The sequence below is a fragment of the Sanguibacter sp. Z6_81 genome (assembly GCF_057180625.1).
Map to the genome: position 1 here is coordinate 139,139 of NZ_JBXUFV010000002.1, position 17,943 is coordinate 157,081.

Sequence of the window (17,943 nt, forward strand, 5' to 3'; positions counted from 1 at the left end):
GGGCCGGCTCCCCTCGGGGGGCCGGCCCGTTCGTCGTCCGCAGGACGGCTCAGACGGTGTCGTCCGCGAACTGCTGGTGGTAGAGGTCGGCGTAGAGTCCGCCGGCCTCGAGGAGCTCGCTGTGCGTCCCCTGCGCGACGACCGCCCCGTCCTCGAGCACGACGATACGGTCGGCCTCGCGGACAGTGGAGAGCCGGTGGGCGATGACCACGGACGTCCGGCCCTGGAGAGCGGCCCGCAGCGCCCGCTGCACGGCCGCCTCCGACTCGGAGTCGAGATGGGCGGTCGCCTCGTCGAGGACGACGATGGCCGGAGCCTTGAGCAGGAGCCGTGCGATGGCCAGGCGCTGCCGCTCGCCCCCCGACAAGCGGTACCCGCGGTCCCCGACCACCGTGTCGAGACCGTTCGGCAGACGGGAGACGAGGTCCCAGATGTGCGCGGACCGCAGGGCGTCCTCGAGCTCGGCATCGCTCGCGTCCGGCCGGGCGTACCGGAGGTTGTTGGCGATGGACTCGTGGAACATGTGCGAGTCCTGGGGCACCGTGCCCACGACGTCACGCAGCGACGCCATGCTGACGTCCCGCAGGTCGCGACCAGCGACGCGCACCACGCCCGACGACGGGTCGTACATCCTCGTCACGAGCTGGGAGATCGTCGTCTTGCCAGCCCCGGAGGGGCCGACCAGTGCGACCATCTCCCCGGGTCGGACGGTGAACGACACGTGGCGCAGGGTGTCCGCGACGGGATCGTTGCTCAGGACGGCGACGGACTCGAGCGACGCGAGGGAGACGTCCTTGGCGTCCGGGTAGCGGAACGTCACGTCGTCGAGCTCGATGCTCGCTCCGTGCTGCGCGACGTGCTCGCGAAGGTCGCTCGCTGTGGGGGAGTCGGTGACGGTCGGGCGCAGGTCGAGGACCTCGAGCACGCGCTCGAAGCTCACGAGCGCGGTCATGACGTCCACCTGCACGTTGGACAGAGCGGTGAGCGGGCCGTACAGCCGCCCGAGGTATGCGGTGAGGGCGACGACGACGCCGACGGTGAGACCTCCGCCGATCGCCATGACACCGCCGACACCGTAGACCACAGCGACGGCCACGGCGGCGACGGTCGTCAGGCCTACCCGGAAGACGGTCGCGTACATCGCCTGCTTGATGCCGATGTCCCGCACCCGGGTGGCTGCGGACGCGTACGTGCGCGACTCGTCCTCGGGACGGCCGTAGGTCTTCGCGAGGTGTGCGCCGGCGACGTTGAAGCGCTCGTTCATGATCTGCGCGGTATCGGCGTTGATGGTGTAGCTCTCCCGGGTGATGCGGGCGAGCCGTGGTCCGATCCACCGGGCGGGCAGGATGAACGCGGGGAGCAGCACGAGGGAGAGCAGGGTGAGCTGCCAGGACATGGTGAGCATGGCCGCGAGCACGAGGATGACGGTGAGCCCGTTGCTGAAGACGCTCGACAGCGTGGACGTGAACGCCTGCTGGGCTCCGAGGACGTCGCCGTTGAGACGCTGGACGAGCGCTCCGGTCCGCGTCCTGCTGAAGAACGCGAGGGGCATGAGCTGGACGTGGTCGAAGACGGCGGTCCGCAGGTCGAGGATGAGACCCTCGCCGATGCGCGAGGAGAACCACCGCTGGGCGAGGGTCAGGGCACCGCTGAGCAGGGCGAGCATCGCGACGAGGCCCGCGAGCCAGAGGACGACGTCGCGTCGTCCTGCGCTGATGCCGTCGTCGATGATGGCCTTGAAGATCAGGGGTGTGGCCGCGCCGATCGCGGCGTCCAGGCCGATGAGGACGAGGAAGGCGACGAGCTGGCGGCGGTAGGGCCGGGCGAAGCGCAGGATGCGGCGGACCGTACCGTCCGCGAGGACGTGGTCCTTGACACTCGCGTCCTGGCGGAAGGAGCGCATGTTGCCCCCACCTGGGCCGCCCCCGCCCGCGGGGATGGGCAACGACATGGATGACCTCCGGTCGAGGGGATCGGGCGGTGAGAGATTCGGGCCGCCCGATTCGTGAGTCTAACTCACAATGTGGTCCGGTGCGCGGGTCGGACAGTGAGCTAACCTCTTTTCATGGCCGACGCGAGCGGAACGCACACGCACGAGGGCGACCCGCCAGGTGCGGAGTTCGTCTCCCTCCTGCACGTCGTCCTGCAGCGCGTACGCCGGGAGGCCATGGAGCAGGACGACTCCACGGGGACGACGCCGGGACAGTACCGTCTGCTCCGCACGCTCGCCGCGGCGGAGGGGCCCCAGCGACTGGGCGACGTCGCGGCGGCCCTCGGGATCGCGCCGCGGTCCGTCACCTCCAAGGTCGACGACGCCGAGAGCGCCGGGCTCGTCCGACGCCTCGCCGATCCCCACGACCGCCGCGCGACACGCGTAGAGCTGACCGCCGAGGGGCGTTCCGTGCTCGAGCGGGTGAGTGCGCGCCGCGCGGAGCACGCCGCACGCCTGCTCAACGGTCTGAGCGACGGCGAGCGGGACGAGCTCTTGCGGCTCCTGCGGCGGGTCGGCCGGGTGGCCGCTCCTCGGTGCTGTGCTGGGGACGAGGGCGGGCCCGCGCACTGACCCCCTCGCGCCGCTCCGTCGGCCGCGCTGGCGAGCAGTGCCCCGGACCGGCAGGATGAGGTGATGTTGCGGATCGGGCTGACAGGGGGCATCGCGGCGGGCAAGTCCGTTGCCTCGGAGCGACTGGCCGAGCTCGGTGCGGTGGTGATCGATCACGACACGCTGGCCCGGGAGGTCGTCGAGCCCGGCACCGTCGGGCTCGAACGCATCGTCGAGACCTTCGGTCCGGAGGTCGCGCCGGACGGCGAGCTGGACCGAGAGGCGCTCGGTCACATCGTCTTCGGGGACGCTCGGGCGCGCGAGGCGCTCAATGCGATCGTGCATCCCGAGATCCGCCGGCTCTCCGCCGAGCGCGAGGCAGCCGCGGACGCCGCCGACCCGGCTGCTGTCGTCGTCCACGACATCCCCTTGCTCGTCGAGACGGGGCAGGCCGACTCGTTCCACATCGTCGTCGTCGTCGACACGCCGGCAGACCTGCGCATCCGGCGGCTCGTCGAGATACGAGGGATGTCGCTCGCCGACGCCCGGCGGCGCGTCGCCGCGCAGGCCGGTGACGAGGAGCGACGCGCAGCGGCAGATCTCGTCCTGTCGGGTGGGGGATCGGTCGACGAGCTCCGTGCGGGGATCGACGCGCTGTGGCGCCGGCTCCAGGTCGAGGTGGAGGAGGAGCTGGTGTGACGAGCACACCGCGCGCGGCGAGATGTCAGCGGGTGGTCGTACGGTGGGTGCATGCGACCCGTCACTGATCTGCAGCGCGCCGTGGCACCGTTCGAGGTGGTGTCCGACTACACACCCTCCGGTGACCAGCCCACCGCCATCGCCGAGCTGACGCAGCGCATCCAGGCGGGCGAGAAGGATGTCGTCCTGCTCGGCGCCACGGGTACGGGCAAGTCGGCGACGACAGCCTGGCTCATCGAGAAGCTCCAGCGACCCACGCTCGTCATGGCGCCGAACAAGACCCTGGCCGCGCAGCTCGCCACCGAGTTCCGCGAGCTCCTGCCCAACAACGCCGTCGAGTACTTCGTGTCGTACTACGACTACTACCAGCCCGAGGCGTACATCGCGCAGACGGACACCTTCATCGAGAAGGACTCGTCGATCAACGACGAGGTCGAGCGGCTGCGGCACTCCGCGACGAGCAACCTCCTCACGCGCCGGGACGTCGTCGTCGTCGCCTCCGTCTCGTGCATCTACGGCCTCGGTACGCCGCAGGAGTACGTCGACAGGATGGTGCGGCTCGACGTCGGGGACGTCGTGGAGCGCGACGCGCTGCTGCGCCAGTTCGTGACGATGCAGTACTCACGCAACGACATGGCGTTCACCCGCGGGACGTTCCGGGTCCGGGGCGACACCGTGGAGATCATCCCGGTGTACGAGGAGCTCGCCATCCGCATCGAGTTCTTCGGCGACGAGATCGAGGCCATCCAGACCCTGCACCCTCTCACCGGGGAGGTGGTCCGGAACGAGACGTCGATCAACCTGTTCCCCGCCACGCACTACGTCGCCGGTCCGGAACGGATGGAGCGTGCGATCAGCTCGATCGAGATCGAGCTGGAGCAGCGGCTGGCGGAGCTCGAGGCGCAGAACAAGCTCCTCGAGGCCCAGCGCCTGCGGATGCGCACGACGTACGACATCGAGATGATGCGGCAGATCGGTTCCTGCTCCGGCATCGAGAACTACTCGCGGCACATCGACGGACGCGCCCCCGGCACGGCGCCGCACACCCTGCTCGACTACTTCCCCGACGACTTCCTCCTCGTCATCGACGAGTCGCACGTCACCGTCCCACAGATCGGGGCGATGTTCGAGGGCGACATGTCTCGCAAGCGCAACCTCGTCGACCACGGGTTCCGGCTGCCCAGCGCCATGGACAACAGGCCGCTGCGGTGGGAGGAGTTCGTCGAGCGGATCGGGCAGACCGTCTATCTCTCCGCGACGCCGGGCAAGTACGAGCTGTCCATGTCGGACGGTGCCGTCGAGCAGATCATCCGCCCGACGGGCCTCGTCGACCCGCAGGTCGTCATCAAGCCGACGACCGGTCAGATCGACGACCTCCTCGAGGAGATCCGGGTACGCGCCGACCGCGACGAGCGGGTGCTCGTGACGACACTCACGAAGAAGATGGCGGAGGACCTCACCGACTACTTCCTCGACAAGGACGTCCGGGTGCGTTATCTGCACTCCGAGGTGGACACCCTGCGGCGTGTCGAGCTGCTGCGCGAGCTCCGGATGGGCGAGTACGACGTCCTCGTCGGCATCAACCTCCTGCGTGAGGGCCTCGACCTTCCGGAGGTCTCGCTCGTCGCGATCCTCGACGCCGACAAGGAGGGATTCTTGCGGTCCGCGACATCGCTCATCCAGACGATCGGTCGCGCGGCGCGCAACGTCTCGGGCGAGGTCCACATGTACGCGGACAAGATCACGGCCGCCATGGCGATGGCCCTCGAGGAGACCGATCGGCGTCGTGAGAAGCAGGTCGCCTACAACCTGCTGCACGGGGTCGATCCGCAACCGCTCCGCAAGAAGATCAGCGACGTCACCGACATGCTCGCCCGGGAGGACATCGACACGGCCGAGCTCCTCAAGGGCGGCTATCGCAACGCAGGCAAGGGCAAGGCCCCGGTACCTGGGGGCGGCAAGGCGGGAGCGACGACGGCGAACCGGCTCGCGGGCGTTGCTGCAGGGGAGCTCGTCGACCTCATCCAGGAGCTCAGCGACCAGATGCACGCGGCTGCGGCGGAGCTGCAGTTCGAGCTCGCAGCCCGCCTTCGTGACGAGATCTCCGGATTGAAGAAGGAGCTACGGCAGATGCAGTCCGCGACAGCCTGACCCGTCCTGCGCGTCAGGCCGTCACCGACTCATTCCGCCCAGGGGCCGAACACCACGGTCCATTCGGCGACGGCGCGGCTGGCGACGAGACCTTCGACGTGGAACGGGTCGGAGTCGAGCAACGTCTCGACCGCGTCCGTCGAGTCCGCCCGAACGACGAGCAGAGCGCCCTGCATCTCGCCCACGCTCACCGGTCCCGACGCGAGCAGGATCCCGGCGGCGAACAAGCCACCCAGGAAGCCACGGTGCGCGGGTCGGTGGACGTCGCGCACGTCCGCGCGGTCGTCGTAGACGTAGGTCACTGCGTAGATCGTCATGGCGCCATTGAAGCACCGGTCGGCCCCGACGGGTGCGCCGTGACCGCCATGTTCGCCACGCACGGCACCTAGCCGGGGGCGAGCCGTCCCACGAGCGCGTGCGCCGCAGCGGTCACCACTGCCCGGTCATACGTCACGACGAACTCGAACTGACGCTCACCGTCCGGTCCCTCGTCGCCCAGATCCTTCGCGATGAGAGCGGCCGCGTGGTGCGCCCCGAGGACGACGACCGTCCACTCGTCTGCCAGCGGGTCGCCTTCCTCGAGTGCCGTTCCCCGGACGCCGACTGCCGGCGCCTTGGGCATGTCGACCGCCAACGCACCCACGAAGGGAAGAGTCTCCGCCAGGTTCTCGTACCGGCGCGCCGTGCCCGGAGTGAAGAACGAGCCGTGCTGGAACGCCGCGAGAAGCAACGGGGGGATGCGCGACTGGATGGCCATCATCTCGAGCGTCCGAGAGATCGGCAGGAGAAGGCTCTTGGGCGCGAGCCGCAGCCGACGGAAGTTCCGGACGAGGTCGTACGGTGTGCCGCGCAGACTCACGCCGATGGGGCGCGGAGCGAACCGGCCGGGACGGGACGCGGTCGCACTGAACTTCCTGCCCCCGTGGCTCCACAGCCAGCCCTGACCGAGCGTGGCCCCGAGGACGAGTGCGCGCCGGAGGTCCTCCTGCGTCTCGACACCTTCCGCGACGACCTCGGCGCCTGACTCCTCGGCGTACCCGCGGACGGCCTCCGCCACGCTGATCGTGCTGATGTCGTCCACGCTGCGGAGCAGCCCTAGGTCGAGCTTGACGACCTCGGGACGCAGCAGGGGGATGAACGCGAGAGAGGCCGGTTCCAGGCCCACGTCGTCGAGCGCGATCGCACACCCGGCAGCCCGGAGACGCTCGGCACCGTGCAAGATCGCTGCCACGTCCGCCGCCAGCGCCCGCTCGGTGATCTCGACGACCACCTGGACGTGCGCGGGCCGGGTCGCGAGGGCGTCGAGCACGACGTCGAGCCGTTGCGTGAGCGTCGTGGGCTCGACGTTGACGAACAGGGTCATGGGCCGACCCAGGGACAGGCGCGCGGCGTCCGCGATCGAGGTGCGCAGGGAGTACGCCTCGAGCTCAGCGAGACGTCCCGTGCGGCGAGCAGCCTCGATGAGGACGAGCGGCGACGCCCACGGCGAGCCGACCGGGCCACGCAGCAGCGCCTCGTGCGCGTAGGCGGAGCCGGTCTCCAGGTCGATGAACGGCTGGTAGACACAGTGCAGCCGGCGGTCAGCGATGAGCGCATCGAGCGGGACCTCCACGGGCGCCGCCTCGCGCACCTCCGCGTCCTGCACGGGGTGATCGACGACCATCGTTCCTGCGCCGCCGGCGCTGTTCTCTGATTCCACGTGGGTCATATCGACAGACGACGGCGCCCCATGAGGATCGCCGTCGACCAACGTCGCTGCCGGGGTGTGACGCGGGCCGCTCACCATCCGCGCTCCTCCCACGACGGGAGGGCCGGTCGCTCGGCGCCCAGCGTCGTGTCGGGCCCGTGACCGGGGTACACCCAGGTGTCGTCGCCGTACCGGTCGAACACCCGCGTCGTGACGTCGCCGAGCAGCTGCGCGAACCGCGTGGCCTCGCCGCCGGTGTTGCCCACGCCACCGGGGAACAGCGAGTCGCCGGTGAAGAGGTGGGTCCGACCGGGCACCCCCTCCGCGAGCCTCTCCCCGCCTGCATCGCTGGACGGCGGGCCGTCGGGGGACAGGGACGGCTCCGTGTAGGCGAGGGCGATCGAGCCGGGGGTGTGCCCGCGCAGCGCGACCACCTCGAGCTCGACCTCACCGAGCGCGATACGGTCCCCGGCGCGCAACCGCTTGACGACGGGCACCCCGAGGGCGTCCGCGTCGTCCGCGCCCGCGGCGGTCACGGCCCCGGTGACGGCGACCATGTCACCGAGGGCGCCGTGATGATCGGCGTGCCGGTGCGTGGTGACGATGAGGTCGAGACGCGCCGACCCGGACCCTTCACGGACGAGCGCGAGCAGCCGGTCCGGGTCTGCGGCCGCGTCGATGAGCAGCTGGTGACCTGTGCGCCGGCACGTCAGGAGGTAGGCGTTGTTGTCCATCGGGCCGACGCTGGCCTTACGGACGACGAGCTCGGGGAGCACCCGGACGTCGCTCTCCAGCCCGGCGCGCACGACGCCGGTGTAGGGGACGGGTGCATCGTGGGGTGGGGTCGGCATAGTCGATTGTGCGCGCAGGCCGGGGATCCGGCACCTGGGTCGACAGCCGTGTGGGGGAGCGCACGTTCGAACACGCGTGCGCATGTCGGACGTTCCCCCTACGATCGACGGGTGAGTGACCGTCTCGTCGTCCAAGGTGCCCGTGAGCACAACCTCCGAAACGTCGACCTGGATCTGCCGAGGGACAAGCTCATCGTGTTCACCGGCCTGTCGGGGTCCGGGAAGTCGTCGTTGGCGTTCGACACCATCTTCGCCGAGGGGCAACGACGATACGTCGAGTCGCTGTCGGCCTATGCCCGGCAGTTCCTCGGGCAGATGGACAAACCTGATGTCGACTTCATCGAGGGGCTCTCGCCCGCGGTGTCGATCGACCAGAAGTCGACGAACCGCAACCCGAGGTCGACGGTCGGGACCATCACGGAGGTGTACGACTACCTCCGGCTGCTCTTCGCGCGCGCCGGCACCCAGTACTGCCCGCAGTGCGGCGAGCGGGTCACGGCACAGACCCCGCAGCAGATCGTCGACCGCCTCCTCGAGCTGCCGGAGGGGACCCGGTACCAGGTCCTCGCGCCGGTCGTCCGCGGACGCAAGGGCGAGTACGCGGACCTCTTCAAGGACCTTCAGGCGAAAGGTTTCGCGCGAGCCCGGGTCGACGGTGACGTCGTCCAGCTCACCGACCCGCCCGTCCTCGAGAAGAAGCTCAAGCACACGATCGAGGTCGTCGTCGACCGTCTCGTCTCCCGCGAGGGGGTGCAGCGGCGCCTCACGGACTCGATCGAGACCGCGTTGGGGCTCGCCGGCGGTCTCGTCGTCGTCGAGCTGGTCGACGCACCGGCCGACGACCCGCAGCGCGAGCGTCGGTTCTCGGAGCACCGGGCCTGCCCCAACGACCACGCCCTCGCGCTCGAGGAGATCGAGCCGCGCACGTTCTCCTTCAACGCGCCCTACGGGGCATGCCCCGAGTGCACCGGCATCGGCGTGCGGCTCGAGGTCGACCCCGAGCTCATCGTCCCCGACGAGGACAAGACGCTCGCCGAGGGTGCCGTCGCCCCCTGGGCCCAGATCTCGTCCGAGTACTTCGTCCGGGTGCTGAGCTCCCTCGCCAAGGACCTCGGGTTCTCCATGGACGTCCCATGGCGCGCGTTGCCGGAGCGGGCCCGCAACGCGGTCCTGCACGGACAGGACCACGAGGTCCAGGTGAAGTACCGCAACCGGTGGGGGCGAGAGCGCCAGTACTCGACCGGGTTCGAGGGCGCGATCACCTTTCTCAAGCGCCGCCACGCCGAGACGGAGTCCGACTGGTCGAAGGAGAAGTACGAGGCCTACATGCGGGAGGTGCCGTGCCCCGTCTGTGACGGGACGCGACTCAAGCCCGAGGTCCTCGCCGTGCGCGTCGGCGGGAAGTCCATCGCCGAGGTGTGCGCGATGCCGCTCCGCGAGTGCCGCGACTTCCTCGATGCCCTCGAGCTCGGCGTGCGCGAGCGCGCGATCGCGACCCAGGTGCTCAAGGAGATCCAGGACCGCCTGGGCTTCCTGCTCGACGTCGGGCTGGACTACCTGTCGCTCATGCGGGCAGCAGGCACGCTCTCGGGCGGTGAAGCGCAGCGGATCCGGCTCGCCACGCAGATCGGCTCCGGGCTCGTCGGCGTGCTGTACGTGCTGGACGAGCCGAGCATCGGCCTGCACCAGCGGGACAACCGTCGCCTGATCGAGACCCTCACCCGCCTGCGGGACCTCGGGAACACGCTCATCGTCGTCGAGCACGACGAGGACACCATCCGACAGGCGGACTGGATCGTCGACATCGGGCCGGGCGCCGGCGAGCACGGCGGACGCGTCGTGCACTCGGGTGACTACGCGGGGCTGCTCGAGGCGCCCGAGTCCGTGACCGGGGCGTACCTCGCCGGCCGGCGCTCGATCCCCATGCCGACCCAGCGTCGGCCCATCGACCCGTCGCGCAAGCTCACGGTCGTCGGTGCCAAGGAGCACAACCTCAACGGCATCGACGTGTCGTTCCCTCTCGGGGTGCTGCTGGCCGTCACCGGGGTGTCGGGGTCCGGCAAGTCCACGCTCGTGAACTCGATCCTCTACACGGTCCTCGCGAACGAGCTCAACGGTGCCCGCCAGGTCGCGGGCCGGCACAAGCGGGTCACCGGTCTTGAGCATCTCGACAAGGTGATCCACGTCGACCAGGGCCCTATCGGCCGCACCCCGCGGTCCAACCCGGCGACGTACACGGGAGTCTGGGACCACGTGCGCCGGTTGTTCGCCGAGACGGCGGAGGCGAAGGTCCGTGGGTACACGCCGGGACGCTTCTCCTTCAACGTCAAGGGTGGACGGTGCGAGGCCTGCTCGGGTGACGGCACGATCAAGATCGAGATGAACTTCCTGCCGGACGTCTACGTCCCCTGCGAGGTGTGCCACGGTGCTCGGTACAACCGGGAGACGCTCGAGGTGCACTTCAAGGGAAAGACGGTGGCGGACGTCCTCGACATGCCCATCGAGGAGGCAGCCGAGTTCTTCGCGGCGGTGCCCGGGATCGCCCGGCACCTGCGAACGCTCGTCGACGTCGGGCTCGGGTACGTCCGTCTCGGGCAGCCGGCTCCGACGCTCTCCGGTGGTGAGGCGCAGCGGGTGAAGCTCGCCAGCGAGCTGCAGAAGCGTTCGACAGGACGCAGCATCTACGTGCTCGACGAGCCCACGACCGGACTCCACTTCGAGGACATCCGCAAGCTGCTCGCCGTGCTCCAGTCGCTCGTCGACAAGGGGAACTCTGTGCTCGTCATCGAGCACAACCTCGACGTCATCAAGAATGCCGACTGGGTCATCGACATGGGTCCGGAGGGGGGCTCCGGGGGCGGCCTCGTCGTCGCACAGGGCACGCCCGAGAAGGTCGCGGCCGTGCCGGAGAGCCACACTGGTCGCTTCCTCGCGGAGGTGCTGGCGCCGCACCCGCCCGTCCCGGTCGGGAAGCTCGTCCCCCCGGCGGTGGCGAGCAAGCCAGCGGCGAAGGCGAAGGCCCCACGGAAGCGCGCGAAGCTCACCTCCTGATGGTCAGGTGGCGCTCGCGGGCACGAGAGGGCTCACGCGGACGGGGAAGTTCACCGAGCGCGCGAGGAAGCAGTGGTCGTGGGCGCGCTGGTGGAGGTCGAGCAGGAGGGCGGTCGCGTCTGCCGGGCTCACGTCCGCGAGGACGACGCGCGGTCGGAGCTCGACCTCGGTGAACTGTCCGGCACCCGCGGTGTCCACCCGCATGGTCCCCACCGGCGTGTCCGAGTACTCGGTGACGACGACGTCGTGCTGAGCGGCCATGTGCAGGAACCACAGCATGTGGCACTGGGCGAGCGACGCGACGAAGAGCTCCTCCGGGTTGGGACGGTGCGGATCGCCGCGGAACGCCGGATCCGAGCTCGCGAGGATCGGGGGTTTCCCCTCGATCGACACGGTGTGGTCGCGTGAGTACGCCAGGTAGCTCGAGGTGCCGGTCGCGCCGGCTCCGGTCCAGGTGATCGTGGCGGTGTACGAGTGAAAGGCTCCCATCGGCACACGGTAGCCGGATCGCCGCGAATGTGACACCAGTCACGTTCCGCTCTCCTCGTCCACGGTGACCGCGGACGAGCGGGACCCGCTCCCGCCCCGGAGGCGACGGGGTCCTGTGCTGGGTGTCGGACGCCTCAACTAGGCTCGAAGGCATGGCCGATCCAGTGACCTACCGACCCGCGCCGGGCGAGATTCCCACGACCCCCGGCGTGTACAGGTTCCGTGACGAGCACCGTCGGGTCATCTACGTCGGCAAGGCGAAGAACCTGCGAGCGAGGCTCTCGAGCTACTTCCAGGACCTCTCGGCCCTGCACCAGCGCACCCGGACGATGGTGACGACGGCGGCCTCCGTGGAGTGGACCGTCGTCGGCACGGAGGTGGAGGCCCTCGCCCTCGAGTACTCCTGGATCAAGGAGTACGACCCGCGCTTCAACGTCAAGTACCGCGACGACAAGTCGTATCCCTACCTCGCGGTGACGATGGGCGAGAAGGTGCCGCGCGCGCAGGTCATGCGGGGCGTCAAACGACCCGGCACGCGATACTTCGGTCCGTTCGCGCACGCCTGGGCGATCCGCGAGACCCTCGATCTGCTGCTGCGTGTCTTCCCCGTCCGCACCTGCTCCGCCGGTGTGTACAAGCGCGCCGAGCAGTCGGGCCGGCCATGCCTGCTCGGGTACATCGACAAGTGCTCCGCCCCGTGCGTGGGGCGCATCAGCATCGAGGACCATCGTGCGCTCGCCGACGACTTCTGCTCGTTCATGGCGGGTGAGACCGCGACGTTCGTCCGACGGTTGACCGAACGGATGAACCAGGCAGCCCAGAACATGGAGTACGAGCAGGCCGCTCGCCTGCGCGACGACATCCAGGCCCTCGAGCGAGCACTGGAGAAGAACGCGGTGGTCCTGCAGGACGCGACCGACGCGGACATCTTCGCTCTCGTGGGTGACGAGCTCGAAGCGGCGGTGCAGGTGTTCCACGTCAGGGGCGGCCGGATCCGCGGTCAGCGGGGCTGGATCGTCGAGAAGGTCGAGGACGTCACGGACGCCGATCTCGTCGAGCACCTCCTGCAGCAGGTGTACGGCACGGCGGACGAGAGCGCCGGTGGTGACGCGCAGGCGGCGAGGGCCGACAGCGTGGTTCCGCGGGAGGTGCTCGTACCGGTGCTCCCCGCGCACCACGAAGAGGTGGCTGCGTGGCTCAGCGGCTTGCGAGGCGCGAAGGTGGACGTCCGGGTGCCCCAGCGTGGGGACAAGCGTGAGCTTGCGGAGACGGTGCGCAAGAACGCCGAGCACGCGCTCGCGCTGCACCGCACCCGCCGGGCCGGTGACCTGACGACGCGGTCCCAGGCGCTGCAGGAGCTCCAGGAGGCCCTCGGTCTGGCGACCGCACCCCTGCGGATCGAGTGCTACGACATCTCCACGACCCAGGGCACGTTCCAGACGGCGTCGATGGTCGTGTTCGAGGACGGGCTCGCACGCAAGAGCGAGTACCGGACCTTCACCGTGCGAGGCCCGGACGGCGACGGTGCGCGTGACGACACCGCAGCGATGTACGAGGTCATCACCCGGCGGTTCCGGCGGTACGTCGCCGACCGCATCGCCGTCGGTGAGCTCGAGGCGGACATGCCCGGGGGAGAGGTCGGCCCCGACGCGAGCGACGGAGAGCCGGAGGGTGAGCGCAAGAGGTTCGCGTACCCGCCCAACCTCGTCGTCGTCGACGGTGGACCACCCCAGGTCGCCGCGGCCGCCCGCGCGCTCGCCGACCTCGGGATCGACGACGTGGCGCTGTGCGGACTCGCCAAGCGCCTCGAGGAGGTGTGGGTGCCGGGTGACGACTACCCGGTGATCCTCAACAGGTCGTCCGAGGGCCTCTACCTCCTGCAACGCGTCCGCGACGAGGCGCACAGGTTCGCGATCTCGGCGCACCGCAAGAAGCGCAGCAAGGGGATGACTGTCTCGGCGCTCGACGACATCCCCGGCCTCGGGCCTGCCCGCAAGGCCGCGCTGCTGCGGCACTTCGGGTCGCTCAAGCGCCTGCGTGCGGCGTCGGCCGAGGAGATCGAGTCGGTGCCGGGCATGGGGCGGCGCACCGCTGAGGCCGTCGTGGCCGCGCTCGCGCCGCAGCAGGGCCCGGTAGCGGTGGAACCGTCCGGCGAGGAGCGGTCCACCGCGGACCGACCTGGCATGCTGGGCGCATGAGCAGCGAACCGGCACCCATGACCGTCCCGCAGGGGATCCCCCAGGTCGAGGCGACGACACACCCTGCCGCACCTGAGGAGAGCGAGGTCCTCATCATCACCGGGATGTCCGGGGCGGGCCGCTCCCGGGCCGCGATGGTGCTCGAGGACCTCGACTGGTACGTCGTCGACAACCTGCCGCCCAGGATGCTCGTGCCGCTCGTCGACATGATGACGCGGACGGGATCGGCGATCACCCGGGTCGGCGCGGTCGTGGACGTCCGTGGCCGGGAGTTCTTCAACGACCTCACTGAGGTCCTGGCGCGCTTCCGCAAGCGAGCGATCCCGTACCGCATCCTGTTCCTGGACTCGTCCGACGAGGTGCTCGTCCGGCGTTTCGAGCAGGTCCGGCGACCGCACCCGCTCCAGGGTGACGGCCGGATCCTCGACGGGATCGGTGTCGAGCGGCAGCTGTTGCGGGCGATCCGGGAACGCTCCGACGTCATCATCGACACGTCCGAGCTCAACGTCCACGACCTCGCGCGCGAGGTCCGCAAGTCCGTCGCGGAGGGCACCACCGAGGCGCTGCGGGTGAACGTCCTGTCGTTCGGGTTCAAGTACGGGATCCCGCTCGATGCGGACCATGTCGTCGACATGCGCTTCCTGTCCAACCCCTACTGGATCACCGAGCTGCGGCACCTCACCGGCCGGGACGAGCCCGTGCGGGACTTCGTGCTCGGCCTGCCGGGAGCGTCAGAGTTCATCGACCGCTACCTCGAGGCGCTCGAGCCGGTGTTCGCGGGGTACCTCCACGAGGAGAAGCGGTACGTCACCCTCGCGATCGGGTGCACGGGCGGCAAGCACCGTTCGGTGGCCGCGAGCGAGGAGATCGCCCGCAGGCTGCGCGAACGTGGGCACCGGGTCGCGGTGACCGCTCGCGACCTCGGAAAGGAGTAGCCGCCCGTGCCGCCGAGCACGAGCGGACAGAACCCTGCGGTCGTCGCCCTCGGTGGTGGCCACGGCCTGTCCGCCAGCCTCTCCGCCCTCCGGCTCATGTCCGACCGCCTCACGGCCATCGTCACCGTCGCCGACGACGGTGGGTCCTCCGGTCGTCTCCGTGAGGAGCTCGGTGTGCTCCCGCCGGGGGACCTCCGGATGGCGCTGTCCGCGCTGTGCGACGACTCCGAGTGGGGCCGCACGTGGCGGGACCTGCTCCAGCACCGTTTCACGTCCTCCGGCGATCTCGACCAGCACGCGGTCGGGAACCTGCTCATCGTCGCGCTGTGGGAGCTCCTCGGCGACTGCGTCGAAGGCCTCGACTGGGTCGGACGTCTCCTCGGCGCCCGCGGCCGGGTGCTGCCCATGGCGTCCGTCCCCTTGTCGATCGAGGCCGACGTCGCGATCGACGGTGGTGTCGTCACGGTCGTCGGACAGTCGCAGGTCGCCTCGGCGGCCGGCAGGGTCGAGCGGATCCGGCTCGTCCCCGACAACCCGCCGGCGCGGCCCGAGGCCGTCGAGGCGCTCATGGCCGCGGACTGGGTCGTCCTCGGTCCAGGGTCATGGTTCTCCTCCGTGATGCCGCACCTCCTCGTCCCTGCGCTCGCTGAGGCGTTGCACGCCACCACCGCGCGCAGGTGCCTCACCCTCAACCTCGCGAGCGAGACCGACGAGACGCTCGGCATGACGACGATCGAGCACCTGCGCGCGCTCTACCGGCACGCGCCCGATCTGCACATCGATGCGGTGATCGCCGACCCGTCGGCCGTCGAGGACCCTGAGCTGCTGCTGCAAGAGGTGGAGAACATGGGCGCGACGCTGCTCATGCGGCAGGTCCGCAGGGGTGACGGCACGCCCCGGCACGACGACCTGCGGCTCGCCGCGGCGTACCGGGACGTCTTCGACCGATTTCTCGGTGACGTGGGGACGGTGACACGGTGACTGCTCACGCTGGTGGTCACGCATCCGCACCGAGCCCCGCAGGAGCAGTGGCAGGATTGGGCACATGGCGCTGACGGCACAGGTGAAGGACGAGCTCGCGCGGTTGAAGGTCGACAAGACGTCGTGCCGCAAGGCCGAGGTCGCCGCGATGCTGCGGTTCGCCGGAGGGCTGCACATCATCTCGGGTCGCATCGTCATCGAGGCCGAGCTCGACACCGCGATCGCGGCACGGCGACTCCGCGAGGCGATCTCTGACGTCTACGGCCACACGAGCGAGATCATCGTCGTCTCGGCGGGCGGGATCCGACGTGGCAGCAGGTACGTCATCCGGGTGGTCAAGGACGGTGAGTCCCTCGCGCGCCAGACAGGGCTCCTCGACAGCCGCGGCCGCCCGGTCCGAGGGTTGCCGCCCCAGGTCGTCTCCGCCGGGACCGCCGAGGCAGAGGCCGCGTGGCGTGGCGCGTTCCTCGCGCGTGGTTCCCTCACCGAGCCCGGGCGGTCGTCCGCGCTCGAGGTCACGTGCCCGGGGCCGGAGGCCGCGCTCGCTCTCGTGGGTGCCGCACGCCGCCTCGGGATCTCGGCCAAGGCCCGGGAGGTCCGGGAGGTCGACCGCGTCGTCATCCGTGACGGCGAGGCCATCGGGGCGCTGCTCTCACGGCTCGGTGCGAAGGAGGCCGTCGTCGTCTGGGAGGAACGCCGCCTGCGCCGCGAGTTCCGCGGGACCGCCAACCGTCTCGCGAACTTCGACGACGCGAACCTGCGGCGTTCCGCCCGGGCGGCCGTCGCGGCGGGTGCTCGCGTGGAGCGTGCCTTCGAGATCCTCGGCCCCGATCTGCCCGAGCACCTGCGGGAGGCGGGCGAGCTCCGCCTCGCGCACAAGCAGGCATCCCTCGAGGAGCTCGGGCAGCTGGCGGACCCACCGCTGACGAAGGACGCCGTGGCCGGACGTATTCGTCGGCTGCTCGCGACAGCGGACAAGCGAGCTCAGGACCTCGGAATTCCCGATACCGAGGCGGGCCTCAGCGCGGATCTTCTCGATCTCTGACGATGGTTGTGCATCCACCCCGTCTCATCGGGACGATCGTCCTCACACGACGACCCGCGGGGGTATAGGCTCGAGTCGTCCGGTTGACCAGCGCCCGCGGCAGGCCACAGGGCCTCGGTGCGACGGCGCATGGCTCCGGACGGTAGGGATCAGCGTACGTCGGCGTACGTGAAACTTTGTCAACAATTGTGTGCGTCGGACCATCCGGCGCGACCTGAGGAGGGTATTTTGACCATCCGCGTCGGAATCAATGGCTTCGGCCGCATCGGACGTAACTTCTTCCGCGCCATTCTTGCTGCCGGGACGGACATCGAGATCGTCGGTGTCAACGACCTCACGGACAACAAGACGCTGGCCCACCTGCTGAAGTACGACTCTGTGCTCGGTCGTCTCGCTGCGGACGTGAGCTACGACGAGGACTCCATCACCGTCGACGGCAAGAAGATCAAGGCACTCGCCGAGCGCGACCCGGCCAAGCTCCCCTGGGGCGAGCTCGGTGCGGACATCGTCATCGAGTCGACCGGATTCTTCACGGACGCGACGAAGGCGAAGGCCCACATCGAGGCCGGCGCGAAGAAGGTCATCATCTCGGCTCCCGCGAGCAACGAGGACGGCACGTTCGTCATCGGCGTCAACGAGGGTGACTACAACCCCGAGACGATGCACATCATCTCGAACGCGTCGTGCACCACGAACTGCCTCGCGCCCATGGCGAAGGTCCTCGACGAGGCCTTCGGCATCGAGCGTGGCCTCATGACGACGATCCACGCCTACACGGGTGACCAGAACCTCCAGGACGGCCCCCACAAGGACCTCCGTCGTGCGCGTGCGGCCGCGGTCAACATCGTCCCGACGTCGACCGGTGCGGCCAAGGCCGTGGCGCTCGTGCTCCCGCAGCTCAAGGGCAAGCTCGACGGCTACGCGCTCCGCGTCCCCGTGCCCACAGGCTCGGCGACGGACCTCACCTTCACGGCCTCCAAGGAGGTCACCGTGGAGTCGGTGAACGCCGCGATCAAGGCTGCCGCCGAGGGCCCTCTCAAGGGCATCCTCGTCTACACGGAGGACCCGCTGGTCTCCTCCGACATCGTCACGGACCCGGCCTCGAGCATCTTCGACGCCGGCCTCACGAAGGTCATCGGCGACCAGGTCAAGGTCGTCTCCTGGTACGACAACGAGTGGGGCTACTCCAACCGCCTCGTGGACCTCACGGTCCTCGTCGGCGAGAAGCTCTGAGCTTCGCCTAGCGAAGCGACTCGGGTCCTGACCCGAACCCCATGATGCGTCCGCGTGAGTACCAGCCGTCTGGCGAGGGTC

Annotated in this window: 14 protein-coding genes; 9 read left to right on the top strand and 5 right to left on the bottom strand. The window is 69.7% G+C overall.

From position 1 onward, the window contains the following. Positions 1-49: 49 nt before the first annotated feature. The gene (locus AC2AXK_RS05610; RefSeq protein ID WP_484344374.1) at positions 50-1,951 is read right to left on the bottom strand and encodes an ABC transporter ATP-binding protein; all 1,902 of its coding nucleotides are present in this window, start codon (positions 1,949-1,951) and stop codon (positions 50-52) included. Between the two features lie 114 nt (positions 1,952-2,065). On the opposite strand from AC2AXK_RS05610, the gene AC2AXK_RS05615 reads away from it, so the two are divergent. From AC2AXK_RS05615 to uvrB, 3 genes are all read left to right on the top strand, one after another. Continuing rightward, complete coding sequence (locus AC2AXK_RS05615) at positions 2,066-2,563, top strand: MarR family winged helix-turn-helix transcriptional regulator (protein WP_484344375.1); 498 nt, start codon at positions 2,066-2,068, stop codon at positions 2,561-2,563. A 63-nt stretch (positions 2,564-2,626) separates the two neighbouring features. Beyond that, entirely contained in the window at positions 2,627-3,241 is a 615-nt protein-coding gene (coaE, locus tag AC2AXK_RS05620) for a dephospho-CoA kinase (RefSeq protein ID WP_484344376.1), read from the top strand. A 51-nt stretch (positions 3,242-3,292) separates the two neighbouring features. Further along, positions 3,293-5,392: an excinuclease ABC subunit UvrB gene (gene uvrB / locus AC2AXK_RS05625; protein ID WP_484344377.1), complete on the top strand. Its 2,100-nt coding sequence runs from the start codon at positions 3,293-3,295 to the stop codon at positions 5,390-5,392. Positions 5,393-5,421: 29 nt separating this feature from the next. Here the strand turns inward: uvrB and AC2AXK_RS05630 are convergent, their stop codons facing one another. The 3 genes from AC2AXK_RS05630 to AC2AXK_RS05640 all read right to left on the bottom strand — a co-directional run bounded on the left by AC2AXK_RS05630 (position 5,422) and on the right by AC2AXK_RS05640 (position 7,930). Then, a complete protein-coding gene (locus tag AC2AXK_RS05630; protein WP_484344378.1) occupies positions 5,422-5,709 on the bottom strand; it encodes a YciI family protein in 288 nt (95 codons plus the stop codon). A 68-nt stretch (positions 5,710-5,777) separates the two neighbouring features. Next, the gene (locus AC2AXK_RS05635) at positions 5,778-7,091 is read right to left on the bottom strand and encodes a sensor domain-containing phosphodiesterase (RefSeq protein ID WP_484344379.1); all 1,314 of its coding nucleotides are present in this window, start codon (positions 7,089-7,091) and stop codon (positions 5,778-5,780) included. 80 nt (positions 7,092-7,171) lie between these two features. Beyond that, on the bottom strand, positions 7,172-7,930 hold the full coding sequence (locus AC2AXK_RS05640) for an MBL fold metallo-hydrolase (protein ID WP_484344380.1): 759 nt from the start codon (positions 7,928-7,930) through the stop codon (positions 7,172-7,174). Between the two features lie 111 nt (positions 7,931-8,041). On the opposite strand from AC2AXK_RS05640, the gene uvrA reads away from it, so the two are divergent. Continuing rightward, on the top strand, positions 8,042-10,981 hold the full coding sequence (gene uvrA / locus AC2AXK_RS05645) for an excinuclease ABC subunit UvrA (RefSeq protein ID WP_484344381.1): 2,940 nt from the start codon (positions 8,042-8,044) through the stop codon (positions 10,979-10,981). 3 nt (positions 10,982-10,984) lie between these two features. Here uvrA and AC2AXK_RS05650 read toward each other — a convergent pair whose 3' ends face one another. Then, positions 10,985-11,470, bottom strand: coding sequence for an OsmC family protein (locus AC2AXK_RS05650; RefSeq protein WP_484344382.1), 486 nt, complete (start codon positions 11,468-11,470; stop codon positions 10,985-10,987). 152 nt (positions 11,471-11,622) lie between these two features. On the opposite strand from AC2AXK_RS05650, the gene uvrC reads away from it, so the two are divergent. The 5 genes from uvrC to gap all read left to right on the top strand — a co-directional run bounded on the left by uvrC (position 11,623) and on the right by gap (position 17,862). Next, entirely contained in the window at positions 11,623-13,668 is a 2,046-nt protein-coding gene (uvrC, locus tag AC2AXK_RS05655) for an excinuclease ABC subunit UvrC (protein ID WP_484344383.1), read from the top strand. Then, complete coding sequence (gene rapZ, locus AC2AXK_RS05660) at positions 13,665-14,603, top strand: RNase adapter RapZ (protein WP_484344384.1); 939 nt, start codon at positions 13,665-13,667, stop codon at positions 14,601-14,603. Before uvrC ends, rapZ begins: the two co-directional genes overlap by 4 nt. 6 nt (positions 14,604-14,609) lie before the next feature. After that, entirely contained in the window at positions 14,610-15,584 is a 975-nt protein-coding gene (locus AC2AXK_RS05665) for a gluconeogenesis factor YvcK family protein (protein ID WP_484344385.1), read from the top strand. 64 nt (positions 15,585-15,648) lie between these two features. Continuing rightward, positions 15,649-16,629, top strand: a complete 981-nt coding sequence (gene whiA, locus AC2AXK_RS05670) for a DNA-binding protein WhiA (protein WP_484344386.1) — start codon at positions 15,649-15,651, stop codon at positions 16,627-16,629. A 228-nt stretch (positions 16,630-16,857) separates the two neighbouring features. Beyond that, positions 16,858-17,862 (top strand): type I glyceraldehyde-3-phosphate dehydrogenase, encoded by a 1,005-nt coding sequence (gene gap / locus AC2AXK_RS05675; RefSeq protein ID WP_484344387.1) that lies wholly within the window; start codon positions 16,858-16,860, stop codon positions 17,860-17,862. The last annotated feature ends 81 nt before the right edge of the window (positions 17,863-17,943 follow it).